This window comes from Nitrobacter hamburgensis X14 (assembly GCF_000013885.1).
Classification (GTDB): Bacteria; Pseudomonadota; Alphaproteobacteria; order Rhizobiales; family Xanthobacteraceae; genus Nitrobacter; species Nitrobacter hamburgensis.
In genome coordinates, this window is the sequence record NC_007964.1 from 3,188,412 (window position 1) to 3,205,499 (window position 17,088).

The window sequence follows — 17,088 nt, forward strand, 5'->3', positions numbered from 1 at the left end:
ACCGTCATGCAGACATCCGTCTTCATCGCACGGCTGATCGGCCCGGTCATGATGACGGCCGGTCTTGCCGTGCTGCTCAACCGACGGAGTTTCCACTCCATGGTCGAGGAGTTCCTGGCCAGCCGCGCGCTGATGTTCCTCGCCGGACTGATGGTGATGCCGGCCGGCCTCGCCATCGTCCTGACGCACAACGTCTGGACCGCGGACTGGCGCGTGATCGTGACGCTGTTCGGCTGGCTGCTGGTTATTGCTGGCGCGATCCGCATCGTCGAACCGCCATTGCTTTATGCGGGCGCGCGCGCATTCCTGCGCCATGCTGCCATGCCGATCCTGGCCGGATGCATCTGGCTCGCGATCGGCGCCGTCTTCTGTCTATTCGGCTATCTGCACTGAACGCAATTCCTCGTACCGGAGAAACGCCATGAACATCCGCTCCAATCCGGACACCACGCGCCCCGCCGTCACCACCGGCGCCCTGCCCTCCTCCCGCAAGATTTTCTCGGTGCCCGAGGCCGCACCCGACCTGCTCGTGCCGCTGCGCGAGATCGTCCTGAGCGAAGGCGCGGGCGAACCGAACCTGCCGGTCTACGACACATCGGGACCCTATACCGACCCGGACGTCACCATCGACGTCAATGCCGGTCTGCCGCGCACGCGCCTTGCCTGGGTGAAGGAACGCGGCGGCGTCGAGGAATACGACGGCCGCGTCATCAAGCCCGAGGACAACGGCAATGTCGGCGCGTCCCACGCCGCGACCGCGTTCAAGGCGCATCACAAGCCGCTGCGTGGTGTCGGCGATGCGCCGATCACCCAACTCGAATTCGCACGCGCAGGCATCATCACCAAGGAGATGATCTACGTCGCCGAGCGCGAGAACATCGGGCGCAAGCAGCAACTCGAACGCGCCGAAGCCGCGCTGGCCGACGGCGAAAGCTTCGGCGCTGCGGTGCCCACCTTCATCACGCCGGAATTCGTGCGCGAGGAGATCGCGCGCGGCCGCGCCATCATCCCGGCCAACATCAACCACGCCGAGCTTGAGCCGATGATCATCGGCCGTAATTTTCTGGTGAAGATCAACGCCAACATCGGCAACAGCGCGGTGACCTCCTCCGTCGAGGAGGAGGTGGATAAGATGGTGTGGGCGATCCGCTGGGGCGCCGACACCGTGATGGACCTCTCGACGGGACGCAACATCCACACCACGCGCGAATGGATCTTGCGCAATTCGCCAGTACCTATTGGCACCGTGCCGATCTATCAGGCACTGGAGAAGTGCGACGGCGATCCGGTCAAGCTGACGTGGGAGCTTTACCGCGACACGCTGGTGGAGCAGTGCGAACAGGGCGTCGATTACTTCACCATCCACGCCGGCGTGCGCCTGCCCTACATCCACCTCACCGCCGACCGCGTCACCGGCATCGTCTCGCGCGGCGGATCGATCATGGCGAAGTGGTGCCTCGCCCACCACAAGGAGAGCTTCCTCTACACCCACTTCGAGGAGATCTGCGATCTCATGCGCAAGTATGACGTGTCGTTCTCGCTGGGCGACGGCCTGCGCCCGGGCTCGATCGCCGACGCCAACGACCGCGCCCAGTTCGCGGAACTGGAAACGCTCGGCGAGCTGACGCAGATCGCGTGGAACAAGGGCTGCCAGGTGATGATCGAAGGCCCCGGCCACGTGCCGATGCACAAGATCAAGATCAACATGGACAAGCAGCTCAAAGAGTGCGGCGAAGCGCCGTTCTATACGCTGGGCCCGCTGACCACCGACATCGCGCCGGGCTACGACCACATCACATCAGGCATCGGCGCCGCCATGATCGGCTGGTTCGGCTGCGCGATGCTCTGTTATGTTACGCCGAAGGAGCATCTCGGGCTGCCGAACCGCGACGACGTCAAGACCGGCGTCATCACCTATCGCGTCGCGGCGCACGCCGCCGATCTTGCCAAGGGCCATCCGGCTGCGCAACTGCGCGATGACGCACTGAGCCGCGCGCGGTTCGATTTCCGCTGGCAGGATCAGTTCAACCTCGGCCTCGATCCGGAGACGGCGGTGGCCTTCCATGACGAGACGCTGCCGAAGGAGGCGCACAAGGTCGCGCATTTCTGCTCGATGTGCGGCCCGAAATTCTGCTCGATGAAGATCACGCAGGACGTGCGCGACTACGCCGCCACACTGGGCGACAACGAGAAGGCGGCGCTTTATCCCGAGGGCAGCAAACTCGCCAGCGGCATGACGATGAAAGGCGTCATTGAAGACGGCATGACGCAGATGAGCGAGAAGTTCAAGGAGATGGGCGGACAGGTTTATGTCGAAGCGGAAGCCGTGAAGGAAAGCAACAAGGTGTTGTGAATGTGCGGGCGGGTTAGGCGAAGCCGTAACCGGCCATTCCTGCCTGACCACACCACGCTGGCGGCGGGTTTGGCCGCATGATCGAGACGCTATAACGCAACAAGGCCCCGCGTCGGGGCCTTGTTGCTATGCGCAATCGCCTTGTGAAGCACTGCGCCTTTCAACCGAGACCAGCCCGGTAGGCGCTGAGGGTAGCGAGCTCGAAGCTTTGAAGCGACGATAAAGGCCAGCTAGCGACTATTGGTCTCTTGACCTGGCGCCGCATTGGCGGCCTCTTTCATCTTCTCGGCCTTCGTCTTTAAATCGGCTTCAACTTCCCGGATAAGGGACTCATCGCATTGGTGAGCGGGCCAGCAAGTGAGTTCGGCAATGTAGCCATGAGTGAGCCTCACTGCCGTTTCTACGGAATCCTTTTGAAGATTGTCATTAGGACCTTGACCATCGACGTCGTAGGTACCGCCTTCTCTTCCTACCACCCGAACGACCTTGAAGGTCCGCGTGTCAATACCGAAGCAGATTTGCAAAATTTCTTTCTTTTTTTTAAATCCGAACACAGTCGCACCCATTCTTGCTGTCCACACCCCCGTACCTAGCACAGATATAACTCTGCTGCAGAAAACGGGTATGCTGAGTTCAATCACAATGGCAGTTGCGCGTCTATTGCTTTGCGCCGGCGGGTCGGTGCGGCGCTCGCCGACACGGACCGCCGCTATTTCATCGTGATCGCGAGGCCCGAGAGATCGGCGTTGGCCATCAGGCCGTACTGACGACCGGAGAGTTCCAGCACCGCACCCTTCTGGTTGGTCAGCACGATGGCGCGGGCGCCGCCGCCGATCGCCAGCCCCGCGCCCGCCGCGCCATAGACACCGGCGACATCGGAAGGCCGGCTGATGTGGCTGACGCGGCCGCGCAGCACGGTTTTCGATCCGCCGAACACCAGGCCGTAATCCAGTCCGCCGATCGAGAGCGGATAGCGCCGGCTGCGAAAGGTGAGCGTGCCGCCGCCGCCGGACGCACCGATAATCCAGCCGCCCTTGTAGATCGTCAGCGTCACCGCACCGCTGTCGGCGCGGGCAGCGGTGGACAGGCCGAAACAGATGGCCAGCGCGAACAGGACTGCACGAAACAGAGGCGAGGACGGCATACGGGAATTCTCCGGGAGCGAAGGGCGGGAATGATTCGGATGGCCCGCAAGCGTAGGGACCGGGCGCGACACGTGCAATCCGCATGCTTGCGATCCGCAATCGCACCGCAGTCGAAATAAGGTGATAGGATCACGTCAGGGACGCCGCACCGCCCGGCCCGTCGCAATGCGGCAACCGATCCGGAAAATGCATTCAGCGCGGACACGACGACCATGCACAATCTCACCCCCCTCTCCGGCCTCATCGGCGGCGCGCTGATCGGATTGGCTACCGCGCTGCTGATGCTCCTGACCGGCCGGATCGCCGGCATCAGCGGCATCTTCGGCGGACTGCTGCGCAGCGGCGACCGTCGCTGGCGGATCGCCTTCATCGCGGGATTGATCGCGGCGCCGCTGCTGGCGGCGCTCGCGGGACGGCCGCTGCCGATGCCGGCGACGCCTGCGAGCCTTGCCGTGGTCGCGATTGGCGGCTTGTTCGTCGGCATCGGCACCCGCATGGGCGGCGGCTGCACCTCGGGTCACGGCGTCTGCGGCATCGCACGGCTATCGGCACGATCACTCGCCGCCACCGCCATTTTCATGGTCACCGCCGTGGCCACGGTGGCCATCGTCCGCCACGGTCTCGGAGGCTGATGCGATGCCGCTGATCCTGGCGAGTCTCGGCTGCGGGCTGCTGTTCGGCGCGGGCCTTCTGATCTCCGGCATGACGCAACCGGACAAGGTGCTCGACTTTCTCGATGTCTTCGGCGCGTGGGATGCGACGCTCGCTTTTGTGATGGCGGGCGCGGTCGCGGTGACGGCGGCCGGGTTCGCGCTGGCGCGGCGGCGCGGTATCCCGCTGCTGGCGGGAAAACTGCGATGGCCTGATCGCAGCGATATCGATGCATCGCTGGTCACGGGCGCGGTGCTGTTCGGCATCGGCTGGGGGCTGATCGGCCTGTGTCCGGGTCCGGCGCTGGTCAATCTCGCGGGCCTGAGCGGACCCGTGATCGTTTTCGTGATCGCGATGGCGGCGGGGATGGCCGGACACGATCTGTTGCGTGATCGGTTCAACCGACGAAGCGATTCGCCGCTGTATGCGGCTGCACTCGATGATTGCGCAGACCAGCAACACAACTCGCGTTAGAATATCATTCAGATATCACATTCTACTGTTACGCGCATTTCCGTCGCCGGAATAATCATTTTTTCCTTGTTTTTCAGGATCTTCAGAGAACCCCAAGATATGTTAATAATCCGGTAACCATATCATTAGCCTTATGGCCGGGGATGGGGGTCTCAATCCAGTCGGCTTTTTCTTCGGAGCAAGCCGCTTTGTGAGGGACTGATGACCCAGAATTTGCAAACCGGCGCGCAAAGCTCGCTGCAGGATCAAGCTGCGCTCACGCCCGACGCGGTGATTCTGCTGTTGGTCGGCTCCACGGTCACCGAGGTCGAACGGGAGCTTGTGCTGCAAACGCTGGCGCGTTGCGACGGCAACCGCACCCGTGCAGCAAGGGTGCTCGGCGTATCGGTGCGCACGCTGCGCAACAAGATACGGCAGTATGCCGCCAGCGGGCTCGACGTTCCCGATCACGGCTGACTTTGGCGTCCGGCACATGAGCCAGATCAGCGGAATAAATGGCACATTCCGAGAACCAGAGATCGCCGCCGAGACCGCCGTACACCGTCAAGAGCTGCATGATCTCTCCTGCGCGACCGGATGAAATCCGCAGGCACCGTAACGGCGATCGCCGCGGCAGACCGTGACGGCAATCACACCAATCACAGAGCCGGCGCAGGCCTCTCCGCCCCGACATCCGCTTGCCGTTGCGCGCGCACCCTCCTATGAACACGGACAGTTCATCCCTCGCGCACGCTGGACAGGCACGGCCTGCGCTTTCGATCGCAGGCGTCTCTCTAAAATCATGACATCGACACCGACAACCCCGAAAGCCGAACGGCGGCCGCAGAGCTACAGCCACCACGGCGTTACCCTGACGGACGACTATGCCTGGCTGAAGGATGCGAACTGGCAGCAGGTGCTGCGCGAGCCGTCGCTGCTGGCGCCGGATATCCGCGCCTATCTCGAGGCCGAGAACGCCTATTCGAATGCCCTGCTCGCGCAGACCGAGCCTCTGCAAAAGCAGCTCGTCGCGGAAATGCGCGGCCGCATCAAGGAGGACGATTCCACCGTCCCCTCGCCCGACGGACCCTTCGCCTATTTCACGAAATACCGCGAAGGCGGCCAGCATCGCATGATCGGGCGGCAGCCGCGCGACGGCGGCGATGCCCGGTTTGTCATCGATGGCGACGCGCTCGCCGAAGGCAAGAAGTTCTTCCAGCTCGGCGGCGGACGTCATTCTCCGGATCATCGCCTCGAGGCGTGGAGCGCCGACGATCGCGGCTCGGAATACTTCACTATCCGCGTGCGCGACTGGGACAGCGGCACCGATCTCGCCGATGTCATCGAGGAGACCGACGGCGGCGTGGTGTGGAGCGCGGACTCCCGCGCGTTCTACTACGTCAAGCTCGACGACAACCATCGCCCGATGCAGGTCTATCGCCACCGGCTCGGCACGGCGCAGGCCGATGACGTGCTGGTTTACGAAGAGCGGGACACCGGCTGGTTCACGCATATTCATGAGAGCGCAAGCGGCCGCTTCTGCGTGATCGCCGGCGGCGATCACGAAACCTCCGAACAGCGGCTGATCGATCTCGCCAGGCCCGATGACGCGCCGCGCCTGATCGCGGCGCGCGAGGTCGGCGTGCAATATTCCGTCGCCGATCGCGGCGACGAGCTTTTAATCCTCACAAACGCCGACGGCGCCATCGACTTCAAGGTCGTGATCGCGCCGCTGGCGGCGCCCGAGCGCGCAAACTGGCGCGACCTGATCCCGTACCGTCCCGGCACCTATGTGCTCGATCTCGAACTTTATTCCGGCCACATGGTGCGGCTCGAACGCGCCAATGCGTTGCCGTCGATCGTCATTCGCGATCTCGCGAGTGGAGACGAGCACTCCATCGCCTTCGACGAGGCCGCCTATTCGCTCGATACCCATGGCGGCTACGAATTCGACACCACGACGTTGCGCTTCAGCTATTCGTCGATGACAACGCCGGCCGAGGTGTTCGATTATGGCATGGCGGACCGCTCGCGAACTTTACGCAAGCGCCAGGAGATTCCGTCGGGGCATGATCCTTTGAATTATGTCACCACCCGCATCATGGCGGCGGCGCATGATGGCGCGCAGGTTCCGGTCTCGATTCTGCATCGCAAGGATTTTGTGCGGGACGGCCGCGCGCCGCTGCTGCTCTACGGCTACGGCTCCTACGGTCACGCGATGCCGGCGTCGTTCTCGGCCAACCGGCTGTCGCTGGTCGACCGCGGCTTCGTTTACGCCATCGCGCATATCCGCGGCGGCGCGGATAAAGGCTGGGGCTGGTATCTCGACGGCAAGCGCGAGAAGAAGACCAACAGCTTCGACGATTTCGCCGCTTGCGGCCGCGCGCTGATCGCGGCGAACTATACGTCCGCGAAGATGATCGTCGGCCACGGCGGCAGCGCCGGCGGCATGCTGATGGGCGCGGTCGCCAACCGCGCCGGCGAGTTGTTCGCCGGCATCGTCGCGGAGGTGCCGTTCGTCGACGTGCTCCACACCATGCTCGACGATACTCTGCCGCTGACGCCGCCGGAATGGCCGGAGTGGGGCAACCCGATCGCGAGCGAGCAGGATTTCCGCACCATCCTGTCCTACTCGCCTTACGAGAACGTCGCGGCGAAGGACTATCCGGCGGTCCTCGCCATGGGCGGGCTGACCGATCCGCGCGTCACCTACTGGGAGCCGGCGAAATGGATCGCGCGGCTGCGCGCCACCATGACGTCGGGCGGCCCGGTTCTGCTGCGGACCAACATGGGTGCGGGACACGGCGGCGCCTCCGGCCGCTTCAACCGGCTCGACGAGGTTGCACTCGCCTATGCCTTCGCGCTGTGGGCGGTGAAGCGCGATCAGGCTGCATGAACGCGAGCACAAAAAAGCCGGCGCTCGACAGCGCCGGCTTTCGGAAAGCAGGATGTCACGATCAGTCGTGATCCATTTCGCCGAGGTACTTCTGCGAATATAGCTCGACGCCGATCTTCTTGACGACATCGATCTGGGTTTCGAGGAAGTCGATATGACTTTCCTCATCCTTCATCAGGCTCTCGAAGATGTCGCGGGTGACGTAATCCTTTACCGCGTGGCAGTGGGTCGCCGCCTCCTCGTAGAGCGCGCGCGCCGAATATTCCGCCTTGAGATCGCAATCCAGCACCTCGCCGACGTTTTGGCCGATCTGCAGGGGATCGAGCACCTGCAGGTTCGGAAAGCCGTCAAGGAAGATGATGCGATCAATCAGCTTGTCGGCGTGCTGCATCTCCTCGATGGATTCCTCGCGCCATTTCTTGCCGAGGTCCTTGATGCCCCAGTTGTCCAATAGCCGGTAATGCAGCCAATACTGGCTGACCGCGGTCAGTTCGTGGCGGAGCGCCTTGTTCAGGTAGTCGATAACCTTTGGGTCGCCCTTCATGGAGCAGCTCCTGTTCTGTGTGCTTTGACGCTGAAAGGCTGGCCGTCGCGCCAGCCAACCCAGTTTAGAATACTTCTTAGAATGCTTCTAAATCAAATTCGGCGACGCGACAACCCCCAAGAAGGATGGGCCGCTATCCGCCAACGGTATTAACGGAGCGAGGAACTCGAAAAATCCGTCAGACTGGGATTTCGGTCTGAATCTGCTCGGCTTCGGCGTGCATCGCGGAGTGGGGACAGCCGTCGCAACATTTTCGGGCACAGGCGCCGAGCGCTTCCTTGATGATGGTCCTGATGGTCCGGGCACATCGCCCGCATTCCGCGCTGCATCCGAGACAACCGTAAACCTGCTTGGGCGAACGCCGCAGGTCGTCTGCTGCGATCACGGCGGAGCGGACGTCGTGATCGGTCAGCACGTTACAGGAACAAACGATCATGAAAACGGAACCCAATTACTACGCGGACACGGCCGATATTGTTGGACCGTCTCGCGAAACGCAAAGGGAAAACCAGCTGTTTCAAGCTATTCCAAACTGCCCGGAAACCGGGTGCGGGCCGCGGCCGCGTTGTTTCCGTAACATCATGATATCCATAACAAAATCTTCACACCGAACATCGGATGATGGCAGGATTGAGCCGACCCTGTTCATTGATCGTTCAAACCGGATGTGGAATCTGTTGTTCGACAGACCGCTATGCGCGGCCGATTGATGCAGGAGGAGTGTGAAGCCATGAAGAGAACATTGATGGCATTGGCGACGGTTGCCATGGTCACAGCGGTGGCTGCACCTCAAGCCGCCGAAGCGCGCGGCGGCCGGGTCGCGGCCGGTGTCGTCGGCGGACTGATCGGCGGCGCTATCCTCGGCGGTGCGCTGGCAGGCCCGGGCTATTATTACGGACCCGGCTATTACGGTGGGGGATACGGATACTATGGACCCGGCTACGGCTATTACGGCGGCCCGGCATACGTCGCGGCGCCCGACTGCTATTGGCAGCGTCAGCGCTTCTGGGATGGTTACGGCTGGCGGCTTCGGCGCGTCCGGGTTTGCGGCTGATCCGGCGGCGACCCGATTTAACGAATCGGTTTCCAGATTATACTGTCGGCGTTTTCTGGAGCGTCGCATACAAAGGCCTGAAAAAACCGTTTTTTCAGGCAAGTGACCTGCGAACGTTTACGTCAGGTAGACGCCGGACGCTTCCAGGTGAGATAACCGGTTTGAACGACGGCGTTGTGGATAGCCCTAAAACCCGGCGCCCGACCGCGGCGCTACCTTCAGGAGAGACCCAAGATGAAGAAGACAGTTTTCGCCCTCCTCGCGGCAGCGGCGATTGCGGCTGGTTCGGTAGCAATGGCTCCGCAGGCCCATGCCGGCGGCGGTGACGTCGCAGCCGGCGTTCTTGGCGGTCTGGTGGGCGGCGCCCTCATTGGCGGTGCGATTGCCAACAGCCGTCCGGCCTATGCTGCGCCGGCTCCGGTCTATGTGGAGGAGCCGCCGTGCCACATGGTACGCGAGCGCTTCTGGGACGACTACCGCGGCGTGTGGCGCTTCCGTCGCGTCCAGGTGTGCGACTGATCCGATCGTCCTGCGATCCGACCCCCTGAAGAGACCCGGCCTCACGGCCGGGTTTTTCTTTTGACGTCGTTACGATCAGCGCGCCGCGCTCATCGCACGCAGCACCGCGTCGCTGGGCCAGCAATCAACTTTGAGACCGGCCGATTTCTGGTAGGCGCCGAGCGCCGCGCGCGTCAGCATCCCCGCCTTGCCGTCGATCTTGTCCTTGTACAGGCCGATCCGCGTCAGATGGCGCTGCATCGCCTCGACGTCGCGGCTGCGCAATTGCGTCGAAGCCGACCACGGCGTCGCGAACGGCAGCGGACTGGTCATGCGGTCGGCGAGATGGCCGACGAACAGCACGTAGAGGTCGGAGAAATTGTATTCCTTGATCACGAAGTAGTTCTTCGTGGTCAGGAACGACGGGCCATAGATGCCTTCCGGCTGCAATAGCGACGCCGGTTGCGCCCGCTCGGCCGCGGTCAGCTTTTGCCCGCGAACCGGCAAAAACCCTTCGCGCAGCCATTCGCCGATCGGCTTCGTCACCTCCGGCACGCCTTCCGTGCAATCGACGTTCGCCGGCGCGCGTACCTCATAGGCCCAGCGCAACCCTGGCCGCCAACCCTTGTTGACGAGTTGCTGCGCGGCCGAGGCCAGCGCGTCGGGCACCGAGGTCCAGATATCGACGCGGCCGTCGCCATCGAAATCGACGCCATGTTTGGCAAGTTCGGACGGCAGGAATTGCGTGAGGCCGGTGGCGCCGCCCCACGACGCGCGGAAATTCTTGCGCGAGACGTCTCCGCGCTGCAATAGCAGCAGCCCGTCGATGAATTCGGTGCGATACTGCTCCTTGCGGCGGCCGACATAGGCCTGTGTCGCCAGCACGCGCATCGCATCGTAAGGCAGCGCGTAGCGGCCGTAGTCGGTCTCGCGGCCCCAGATGGCAAGGATGATGGTTGCGGGTACGCCGAAGCGCTTTTCGATCGCGTTCAGCGTCGGCCCGTATGTCTGCATCAGCCGCTGCCCCTGGGCCGCCAGCCGCGCGATGCTCTTCTCCTTGAGGTAATCCGCCGGCACCTGAACGAATTCCGCCTGCGACGGCGCGCCGGTCGCGGGCCGACCGGGCAGGATCAGGTCGGGCAGTTTGTAATCGGGTTCGAGCCCTGTCGTTACGGAGTCGAAGGTTGCGCGTGAGACGCCCGCCCGCTGCGCCTCGGGCCAGATCGCGGCGATGAAACGCGCAAAACCGGCGTCCGCCGCGTGCGCCGGCGGCACTCCGGCTCCAAGAGCGAGCGCGACCATGATCGCGATCGCAAGCCGCAGCCGCCGCAGAGCGTTCCAGCCGATCGCCGCCATGCTCAATGCTCCTTGTGGCCGTTCGCTCCGTTCGACTCGCTCGAAATCCGATCCGCGAACGCAATGCCGATCGCCGAAAAGATAAACACGGTGTGGATGATGGTCTGCCACATCACGCCGCTTTCGGTGTAGTTGGTGACGCGCTCGGTGCTGCCGAGGTTTCCGGCCTCGATGAACGTCCGCAGCAGATGGATCGACGAGATGCCGATGATCGCCATCGCGAGCTTGATCTTGAGAACGCTGGCGTTGACATGGCCGAGCCACTCCGGCTCATCGGGGTGGCCTTTGAGATTGAGCCGCGACACGAAGGTCTCGTAGCCGCCGACAATGACCATCACCAGGAGATTCGAGATCATCACCACGTCGATCAGGCCAAGTACCACCAGCATGATCTGCTGTTCGGAAAAATCGAAGGAGTGCCCGATGAGATGCCACAGTTCCTTCAGGAACAGGACGACATAGACGCCCTGGGCGACGATCAGGCCGATATAAAGCGGCAGCTGAAGCCAGCGCGAGGAGAAGATCAGCGTCGGCAGCGGGCGCAGGGCAGCGACGGCAGCCTTCGGGGGCAGCAAAGTTTCAGGCGTCGGGGACATAAGGGGGTCTCGTCGTGGCGGGAGACGCGTTCTAAACGATTCACCGTGACGGAATCGAGACCATACACCGCGGCAAAACGCAGCGCGACGACGGGTGCGGCATTACTTGCTCGCCTTACTTGATCGCGACCACGAAGAGGCGCGGAAAGCGCAGCAGCACCTTGCCGTCCGCCTGCAGCGGATAGGCGGCGGCGATGCGCGCCGTGTATTCGCGCAAGAACTCTTTCCTTTCGGTAGGCTCCAGCGGATCGACGAACGGCCGCAGTCCGGTGCCCTTGACCCATTCGACGATCGCCGCGGTGTCCGCAAGGACATGATTATAAATGGTGTGCCAGATCTCGATGTGCTGACACAGCGGCCGCAGCGCGTCGTAGTAGGCGCCGGGCCGCGGCAGCACGTCTTTCGCCCGCGCGGCGTCCGCAAGTGTTTCCCGCCATGGCCCCGAATGAGCCACCTCGCGCATCATGACATGACTTGGCTCATCGAGATTGTCCGGCATCTGGACCGCCAGCACGCCGCCTGACGGCAGCGCGCCGAGCAGCCGCTGCAACTGGCGCAGATGCTCCGGCACCCACTGGAAGATTGCATTGGCGAACAGCAGGTCGGTGTTCGCCGGCGGGACCCAGTGCGCGACGTTGGCTTCGATAAATGTCTGTCCCGGCAGGCGTTCGCGCGCCCGCCGCAGCATGTCGGCGGATGTATCGATACCGATGATCTCGGCCTGCGGCCAGCGCTCGACCAGGAGCTCGGTGGAATTGCCGGGACCGCAGCCGATATCGACCGCCTTGCGCGGCGCGCTCAGCGGAACCTGCGCCAACAGATCGCGCGACGGTCGCGTCCGCTCGTCCTCGAACTTCAGATACTGCTCGGCGCTCCAGTCATCCATCGCCTCTCTCCGATCCTCCTTATCGACACCAACCAAGCGCTGCGAACCAAGTCAACGCCGATCACGGGGCGGTGTATGTCATGTAAGCCCCGGCGGCCCGCACTCCGGTCAGCCCGCCGCAGCCGCGGAATCGGCGGAGCCGGACGCCACGCGCGGAACGACACCATCGTCCGGTATGCCGGTTTGCTCGACCAGCGACAGACAATGGGCGGCGGCTTCCCCGAGAGTGTCCGCCACCGCGTCGGCCTTGAGGTCGTGCCGCGTCATCGCGCTGTTGGTCCGTCCCCAGCAACAGACCAGGATGTGCGCCCGCGGCATCTTGCGGCGGAGCTTGCGCACGAGATGGCGGGTGTGGGCCGGACTGCCGTCATCGAGCGTCGACAGGCACACGAGCATCACGCCCGAGGCGTCGAGCCGAAATATCCCGCTCGACGATGTCTCCTCCTTCCGCGCGGCCCGCGCCCCGAGACCGTGTTTCGACAGGATCTGAGCCAGAAGCATCGCGGCCGCCTCGTCGAGATCGCTGCGCTCGGCGACGCACAGCACCGGACACTCGGCCTGCCAGTCCGGCGGAAGGCCCTCGCGGATGACGAACGGCAGTTCGGGCATCGGCGCATCGGCCGTCACCCCTGCCTCTTCGGCGGCTTCCGCATCCTTCGTGTCGTCGCCCTCCGGAGCATCGTCGGATTCGGAGGCCAGTCCGTCGATCACCTCGGTGACGCTGTCCCTGATTTCAGCCATGCGGTCGGGCGACAGCCGGCCGCGCCTGAGATCGGCCTGCGCCAGCATCAACCCTTTCAGCGCGACGGTCTCGTAGTATTCGGCGAGCGATCGCTCCTTCAAAAGCTTTTCGGCCGTGTCCACAGCCTCCTCAGGATCGCTGGCCAGCATCCGCTGATAGAACAACTCCGGCGGCGACAATGCCGGACGATCGCCGAGAAGGATGTCGAGAAACCTGAGATGCTCGACATGGCGGCCCAGCACGACCAGGCAGATCGTCAACGGAGTCGCAAGGACAAGACCGATCGGTCCCCACAGCGCGGTCCAGAACGTCGCCGAGGCGACGACGGCCACCGGCGACAATCCGCTGCTGTGCCCGACGAGCAAAGGTTCGAAGACCTGACCGATCACGAGCTCCGTCAGCAGAATGAGCGCGCCGCTCCACAGCAGCATCGACCAACCGGGGTCGACCGCGACGGCCAGCGTCAGAGGAAAGAACGCCGCAATGAAGACGCCGACGTAAGGCACGAACCGCATGATCGCTGCCAGAATTCCCCAGAGGATAGCGCTGGGGACGCCGATCACCAGAAGTCCAATAGCCACGATCACGCCGAAGCTGGTGTTGAGCGCGACCTGCATCAGAAAAAGACGGCTGAGGCGGCCGGCCGCGTCGTCGATCGCCGCGGTCGCGGACTGCAGATCATTCGAGCCCGCGAGCTTGATGAGCCGGTTTCGCAGATCCTCCCGCTGGAACAGGATGAAGACCACGAACACGATCACCACGCCCACCGTCGCCAGCGGATGCAGCAGGGGAGTGATGAGCGCCGAGATGTTCTCGAGGGCGGACTGCGGCGGCGGACGTACCTGGACGGGGATAGGCTCGACCTCGCCGGGCGTTTTGGACGGCGGCGAGGTCGCCGCCGATGGCGACGGCGGCTGGCCCTGCGGTACGTTGATTTCCTTGCCGAGATTCTGAAGAATATCCGCCGCGCGATCGAGCGGCCCTGTCGCCGTCAGCGCCCGCAGCGATTGGATCTTCTGCTGCATGGTCTGCTGGTAGCGGGGCAGTCCCTCGGCCAGGTGCCTGACCTCGTTCGCTATCAGGCTTCCGAGCGCGAAGAGCGCGACAAAGGCGAGCACGACCACCAGCGGCACGCTGGCGGCGCGCGGGGAATGCCACCGTTCCAGAATATCCACCAGCGGGGCAAGCACGAAGCTCAAGAGCACGGCCAGCGCGATGGGAACGAAAATCTCGCGACCCACATAGAGCCCGCAGATCACGAGGGCGGCGACGATCGCCGACGTCAACGCCCGGTCGCCGAAACCTCCCGCTATCCGCGGCGTCGCCCTTGCGTCCAGATCCAGACTCACAGCCGGCATGACCCCGATATTCGTGGTCATCAATAATCGGCGGGTCGATTTGGTTCCACAGAGGCCCCGGGGACAGGACGCTCCTTCCCCTGCCCCGTCTGCTATGTCGGTCGCCTACCGCGTCAGCTTCTTGTACTTCACGCGGTGCGGGATGACGCTGTCCTGACCGAGCCGGCGCATCTTGTCCTTCTCGTAGTCCTGGAAGTTGCCCTCGAACCATTCAACATGGCTGTCGCCCTCGAAGGCGAGGATATGCGTGGCGATGCGGTCGAGGAACCAGCGATCGTGGCTGATGATGACGGCGCAGCCGGCGAAATCCTCCAGCGCCTCTTCCAGCGCGCGCAGCGTATCGACGTCGAGATCGTTGGTCGGCTCGTCCAGCAGCAGCACGTTGGCACCGGACTTCAGCATTTTTGCAAGATGCACGCGATTGCGTTCGCCGCCCGACAAGCTGCCTACCTTCTTCTGCTGATCCGCGCCCTTGAAATTGAACGACGAGCAGTAGCCGCGCGAATTCACTTCCTTCTTGCCGAGCAGTATCTGCTCGTTACCCCCTGAGATTTCCTCCCACACCGTCTTCTTGCCGTCGAGCGCATCGCGCGACTGATCGACGTAACCGAGATGCACGCTCTCGCCGACGGTGATGGTGCCCTTGTCCGGCGTTTCCTGCTTGGTGATCATACGGAATAGCGTGGTCTTGCCGGCGCCGTTGGCGCCGATCACGCCGACGATGCCGCCGGGCGGCAGCTTGAAGGTCAGATCGTCGATCAGTTCGCGGTCGCCAAAACCTTTGCTCAGGCCGTCGAAATCAACCACGTTCTGGCCGAGGCGCTCGGCGACGGGAATGATGATCTGCGCGGTCTGGGTCTGCTTCTCGCTGGCCTGCTTGAGCAGGTCCTCGTAGCGCTGATAGCGCGCCTTGGATTTGGCCTGGCGAGCCTTCGGCGAGGAGGCGATCCATTCCTGCTCGCGCGCCAGCGTCTTCTGGTGCGCGACGTCCTCGCGGCCTTCCTGCGCGAGACGCTTCTGCTTCTGCTGCAGCCACGCCGAATAGTTGCCCTCGTAGGGAATGCCCTTGCCGCGATCGAGTTCGAGAATCCAGCCGGTGACGTTGTCGAGGAAGTAGCGGTCGTGGGTGACGATCAGGATCGCGCCGGGATAGTTGCGCAAGTGGCCTTCGAGCCACGACACCGACTCGGCGTCGAGATGGTTGGTCGGCTCGTCGAGCAGCAGCAATTCGGGTTGATCGAGCAGCAGGCGGCACAGCGCGACGCGGCGGCGCTCGCCGCCCGACAGCTTCGTGACGTCGGCTTCATCGGGCGGACAGCGCAGCGCGTCCATCGCCTGATCGACCTTGCTGTCGAGATCCCACAGGCCCTGGGCCTCGATCTCGTCCTGCAATTTCGTCATTTCGTCCGCGGTCTCGTCGGAATAGTTCATCGCGAGCTCGTTGTAGCGGTCCAGGATCGCCTTCTGCTTGGCGACGCCCTCCATGACGTTCTCGCGCACGGTCTTGGCCGGATCGAGTTGCGGCTCCTGCTCGAGATAGCCGACGCGGGCGCCTTCCGCGACCCAGGCCTCGCCGGAGTAATCCTTGTCGAGGCCGGCCATGATTTTAAGCAGCGTCGATTTGCCCGAGCCGTTGACGCCGAGCACGCCGATCTTGGCCTCCGGATAAAACGACAGATGGATGTTATCCAGCACCTTCCGGTTCGGCGGATAGGTCTTGGACAAGCCCTGCATGAAGTAGACGAACTGGCGCGCCATCGTGATCCCTGAAAGCGTTGCATTTTTTGGGGAAATTTGTTGCTGCCGCTCATGTAGCGACGCGGGGACGAAAGGGCAACCTTGCCTTAACCGGCCGGAAAGGTTGACGAGAGAAACATTCCGCTCCCTCTCATTCGAACCGCTTTTTAATTGAATCGACTAACAATAGCGAGACCAGCGCAATCATGGCGGTCTTCCAGCAGGAAGCTCGTACAACACGGCAGAAAACGACCATGGCGACCAACGTATCGGCGTCAGCCTCCAACCGGGCCGAAAAACAGGATCACCGGCGCGGACGGTTGCACGGGATTCGCGCGTTCTGGCGCGACTTCATCGCAACCGCATTCAACTCCTACCGGCCAGAACTGCACTACATGCGCGGACCCGGACCCGCCTGGCGCGCCAGGCACGGCCAGAACCCGCCGTCGCGTTCCCAATGAGATGGCTGCGCACCCGCCGTCTCGTATCGCGCGACGACGCCGCGCGGATGACCGTGCGCGGGCCGATCATCGACGCAGCGGCGCTTCAGGAACGCTCGATCGGTGGCGACGGACCGAATACCTTCTCGCGGCAACCGCCGCCGCTCGGACATCCGCTGCGCAAGCTCGATAACACCGTGCTGACGCCGCATCTCGACAACGTCAGCACGGAAAACTATCGGCACTACTACATCGAGATGGTCGAGGACATCGCCGCGTGGCTCAAGGGCGCGCCGGTGCAAGTGCTCCGGTAAGCCAACAAGAGAATTCGTCACGCCCTCAGGGGCGTCCCTGCGAAGGCAGGCACTCATACGCGAGG

The 17,088-nt window shown here is 63.3% G+C and carries 19 protein-coding genes; 10 read left to right on the forward strand and 9 right to left on the reverse strand.

Annotation, left to right across the window (positions count from 1 at the left end; all coding sequences use genetic code 11):
* Window positions 1–6: 6 nt before the first annotated feature.
* Window positions 7–393 carry a hypothetical protein gene (locus NHAM_RS14855; protein ID WP_011511327.1) on the forward strand — a complete coding sequence of 129 codons (387 nt, stop codon included), beginning with the start codon at window positions 7–9 and terminating at the stop codon, window positions 391–393.
* A gap of 28 nt (window positions 394–421) precedes the next feature.
* Window positions 422–2,353, forward strand: a complete 1,932-nt coding sequence (gene thiC / locus NHAM_RS14860) for a phosphomethylpyrimidine synthase ThiC (RefSeq protein WP_011511328.1) — start codon at window positions 422–424, stop codon at window positions 2,351–2,353.
* A 230-nt stretch (window positions 2,354–2,583) separates the two neighbouring features.
* Here thiC and NHAM_RS14865 read toward each other — a convergent pair whose 3' ends face one another.
* Complete coding sequence (locus tag NHAM_RS14865; RefSeq protein ID WP_041358201.1) at window positions 2,584–2,919, reverse strand: hypothetical protein; 336 nt, start codon at window positions 2,917–2,919, stop codon at window positions 2,584–2,586.
* Between the two features lie 143 nt (window positions 2,920–3,062).
* The gene (locus NHAM_RS14870; protein ID WP_011511330.1) at window positions 3,063–3,497 is read right to left on the reverse strand and encodes a hypothetical protein; all 435 of its coding nucleotides are present in this window, start codon (window positions 3,495–3,497) and stop codon (window positions 3,063–3,065) included.
* A gap of 213 nt (window positions 3,498–3,710) precedes the next feature.
* Here NHAM_RS14870 and NHAM_RS14875 point away from each other — a divergent pair, with 213 nt between their 5' ends.
* From NHAM_RS14875 to NHAM_RS14890, 4 genes are all read left to right on the forward strand, one after another.
* On the forward strand, window positions 3,711–4,130 hold the full coding sequence (locus NHAM_RS14875) for a YeeE/YedE family protein (RefSeq protein WP_011511331.1): 420 nt from the start codon (window positions 3,711–3,713) through the stop codon (window positions 4,128–4,130).
* Between the two features lie 4 nt (window positions 4,131–4,134).
* The gene (locus tag NHAM_RS14880; RefSeq protein ID WP_011511332.1) at window positions 4,135–4,623 is read left to right on the forward strand and encodes a DUF6691 family protein; all 489 of its coding nucleotides are present in this window, start codon (window positions 4,135–4,137) and stop codon (window positions 4,621–4,623) included.
* Window positions 4,624–4,824: 201 nt separating this feature from the next.
* A complete protein-coding gene (locus tag NHAM_RS14885) occupies window positions 4,825–5,079 on the forward strand; it encodes a helix-turn-helix domain-containing protein (RefSeq protein ID WP_011511333.1) in 255 nt (84 codons plus the stop codon).
* Window positions 5,080–5,404: 325 nt separating this feature from the next.
* Window positions 5,405–7,498 carry a S9 family peptidase gene (locus tag NHAM_RS14890; protein ID WP_011511334.1) on the forward strand — a complete coding sequence of 698 codons (2,094 nt, stop codon included), beginning with the start codon at window positions 5,405–5,407 and terminating at the stop codon, window positions 7,496–7,498.
* Window positions 7,499–7,559: 61 nt separating this feature from the next.
* Here the strand turns inward: NHAM_RS14890 and bfr are convergent, their stop codons facing one another.
* Window positions 7,560–8,042 carry a bacterioferritin gene (gene bfr / locus NHAM_RS14895; protein WP_011511335.1) on the reverse strand — a complete coding sequence of 161 codons (483 nt, stop codon included), beginning with the start codon at window positions 8,040–8,042 and terminating at the stop codon, window positions 7,560–7,562.
* A gap of 178 nt (window positions 8,043–8,220) precedes the next feature.
* Window positions 8,221–8,478: a (2Fe-2S)-binding protein gene (locus tag NHAM_RS14900; protein WP_011511336.1), complete on the reverse strand. Its 258-nt coding sequence runs from the start codon at window positions 8,476–8,478 to the stop codon at window positions 8,221–8,223.
* 294 nt (window positions 8,479–8,772) lie between these two features.
* On the opposite strand from NHAM_RS14900, the gene NHAM_RS14905 reads away from it, so the two are divergent.
* The gene (locus NHAM_RS14905; protein WP_011511337.1) at window positions 8,773–9,096 is read left to right on the forward strand and encodes a hypothetical protein; all 324 of its coding nucleotides are present in this window, start codon (window positions 8,773–8,775) and stop codon (window positions 9,094–9,096) included.
* A gap of 234 nt (window positions 9,097–9,330) precedes the next feature.
* Window positions 9,331–9,615 (forward strand): hypothetical protein, encoded by a 285-nt coding sequence (locus NHAM_RS14910; protein WP_011511338.1) that lies wholly within the window; start codon window positions 9,331–9,333, stop codon window positions 9,613–9,615.
* Between the two features lie 75 nt (window positions 9,616–9,690).
* Here NHAM_RS14910 and NHAM_RS14915 read toward each other — a convergent pair whose 3' ends face one another.
* From NHAM_RS14915 to ettA, 5 genes are all read right to left on the reverse strand, one after another.
* Window positions 9,691–10,896, reverse strand: coding sequence for a lytic murein transglycosylase (locus NHAM_RS14915; protein WP_041359052.1), 1,206 nt, complete (start codon window positions 10,894–10,896; stop codon window positions 9,691–9,693).
* A gap of 56 nt (window positions 10,897–10,952) precedes the next feature.
* Entirely contained in the window at window positions 10,953–11,546 is a 594-nt protein-coding gene (locus NHAM_RS14920) for a TIGR00645 family protein (RefSeq protein WP_011511340.1), read from the reverse strand.
* Between the two features lie 115 nt (window positions 11,547–11,661).
* Window positions 11,662–12,432, reverse strand: a complete 771-nt coding sequence (gene tam / locus NHAM_RS14925) for a trans-aconitate 2-methyltransferase (protein ID WP_011511341.1) — start codon at window positions 12,430–12,432, stop codon at window positions 11,662–11,664.
* Between the two features lie 108 nt (window positions 12,433–12,540).
* Window positions 12,541–14,553 (reverse strand): AI-2E family transporter, encoded by a 2,013-nt coding sequence (locus NHAM_RS14930; protein WP_157043645.1) that lies wholly within the window; start codon window positions 14,551–14,553, stop codon window positions 12,541–12,543.
* Between the two features lie 84 nt (window positions 14,554–14,637).
* Window positions 14,638–16,290, reverse strand: coding sequence for an energy-dependent translational throttle protein EttA (gene ettA / locus NHAM_RS14935; protein WP_011511343.1), 1,653 nt, complete (start codon window positions 16,288–16,290; stop codon window positions 14,638–14,640).
* A 233-nt stretch (window positions 16,291–16,523) separates the two neighbouring features.
* Here ettA and NHAM_RS14940 point away from each other — a divergent pair, with 233 nt between their 5' ends.
* Both NHAM_RS14940 and NHAM_RS14945 read left to right on the forward strand, forming a co-directional pair.
* Window positions 16,524–16,730, forward strand: coding sequence for a hypothetical protein (locus tag NHAM_RS14940; RefSeq protein WP_011511344.1), 207 nt, complete (start codon window positions 16,524–16,526; stop codon window positions 16,728–16,730).
* Window positions 16,727–17,023: a hypothetical protein gene (locus NHAM_RS14945; RefSeq protein WP_041358204.1), complete on the forward strand. Its 297-nt coding sequence runs from the start codon at window positions 16,727–16,729 to the stop codon at window positions 17,021–17,023. Before NHAM_RS14940 ends, NHAM_RS14945 begins: the two co-directional genes overlap by 4 nt.
* The last annotated feature ends 65 nt before the right edge of the window (window positions 17,024–17,088 follow it).

Bases quoted from the DNA above. Each gene is read 5' to 3' on its own strand.
- NHAM_RS14890 (WP_011511334.1), top strand. From the start codon at position 5,405: ATGACATCGACACCGACAACCCCGAAAGCCGAACGGCGGCCGCAGAGC.
- NHAM_RS14885 (WP_011511333.1), top strand. From the start codon at position 4,825: ATGACCCAGAATTTGCAAACCGGCGCGCAAAGCTCGCTGCAGGATCAA.
- NHAM_RS14920 (WP_011511340.1), bottom strand. From the start codon at position 11,546: ATGTCCCCGACGCCTGAAACTTTGCTGCCCCCGAAGGCTGCCGTCGCT.
- NHAM_RS14905 (WP_011511337.1), top strand. From the start codon at position 8,773: ATGAAGAGAACATTGATGGCATTGGCGACGGTTGCCATGGTCACAGCG.
- tam (WP_011511341.1), bottom strand. From the start codon at position 12,432: ATGGATGACTGGAGCGCCGAGCAGTATCTGAAGTTCGAGGACGAGCGG.
- bfr (WP_011511335.1), bottom strand. From the start codon at position 8,042: ATGAAGGGCGACCCAAAGGTTATCGACTACCTGAACAAGGCGCTCCGC.
- NHAM_RS14930 (WP_157043645.1), bottom strand. From the start codon at position 14,553: ATGACCACGAATATCGGGGTCATGCCGGCTGTGAGTCTGGATCTGGAC.
- NHAM_RS14875 (WP_011511331.1), top strand. From the start codon at position 3,711: ATGCACAATCTCACCCCCCTCTCCGGCCTCATCGGCGGCGCGCTGATC.
- NHAM_RS14855 (WP_011511327.1), top strand. From the start codon at position 7: ATGCAGACATCCGTCTTCATCGCACGGCTGATCGGCCCGGTCATGATG.
- NHAM_RS14865 (WP_041358201.1), bottom strand. From the start codon at position 2,919: ATGGGTGCGACTGTGTTCGGATTTAAAAAAAAGAAAGAAATTTTGCAA.
- NHAM_RS14900 (WP_011511336.1), bottom strand. From the start codon at position 8,478: ATGATCGTTTGTTCCTGTAACGTGCTGACCGATCACGACGTCCGCTCC.
- NHAM_RS14880 (WP_011511332.1), top strand. From the start codon at position 4,135: ATGCCGCTGATCCTGGCGAGTCTCGGCTGCGGGCTGCTGTTCGGCGCG.
- NHAM_RS14870 (WP_011511330.1), bottom strand. From the start codon at position 3,497: ATGCCGTCCTCGCCTCTGTTTCGTGCAGTCCTGTTCGCGCTGGCCATC.
- NHAM_RS14940 (WP_011511344.1), top strand. From the start codon at position 16,524: ATGGCGACCAACGTATCGGCGTCAGCCTCCAACCGGGCCGAAAAACAG.
- NHAM_RS14915 (WP_041359052.1), bottom strand. From the start codon at position 10,896: ATGGTCGCGCTCGCTCTTGGAGCCGGAGTGCCGCCGGCGCACGCGGCG.
- ettA (WP_011511343.1), bottom strand. From the start codon at position 16,290: ATGGCGCGCCAGTTCGTCTACTTCATGCAGGGCTTGTCCAAGACCTAT.
- thiC (WP_011511328.1), top strand. From the start codon at position 422: ATGAACATCCGCTCCAATCCGGACACCACGCGCCCCGCCGTCACCACC.
- NHAM_RS14945 (WP_041358204.1), top strand. From the start codon at position 16,727: ATGAGATGGCTGCGCACCCGCCGTCTCGTATCGCGCGACGACGCCGCG.
- NHAM_RS14910 (WP_011511338.1), top strand. From the start codon at position 9,331: ATGAAGAAGACAGTTTTCGCCCTCCTCGCGGCAGCGGCGATTGCGGCT.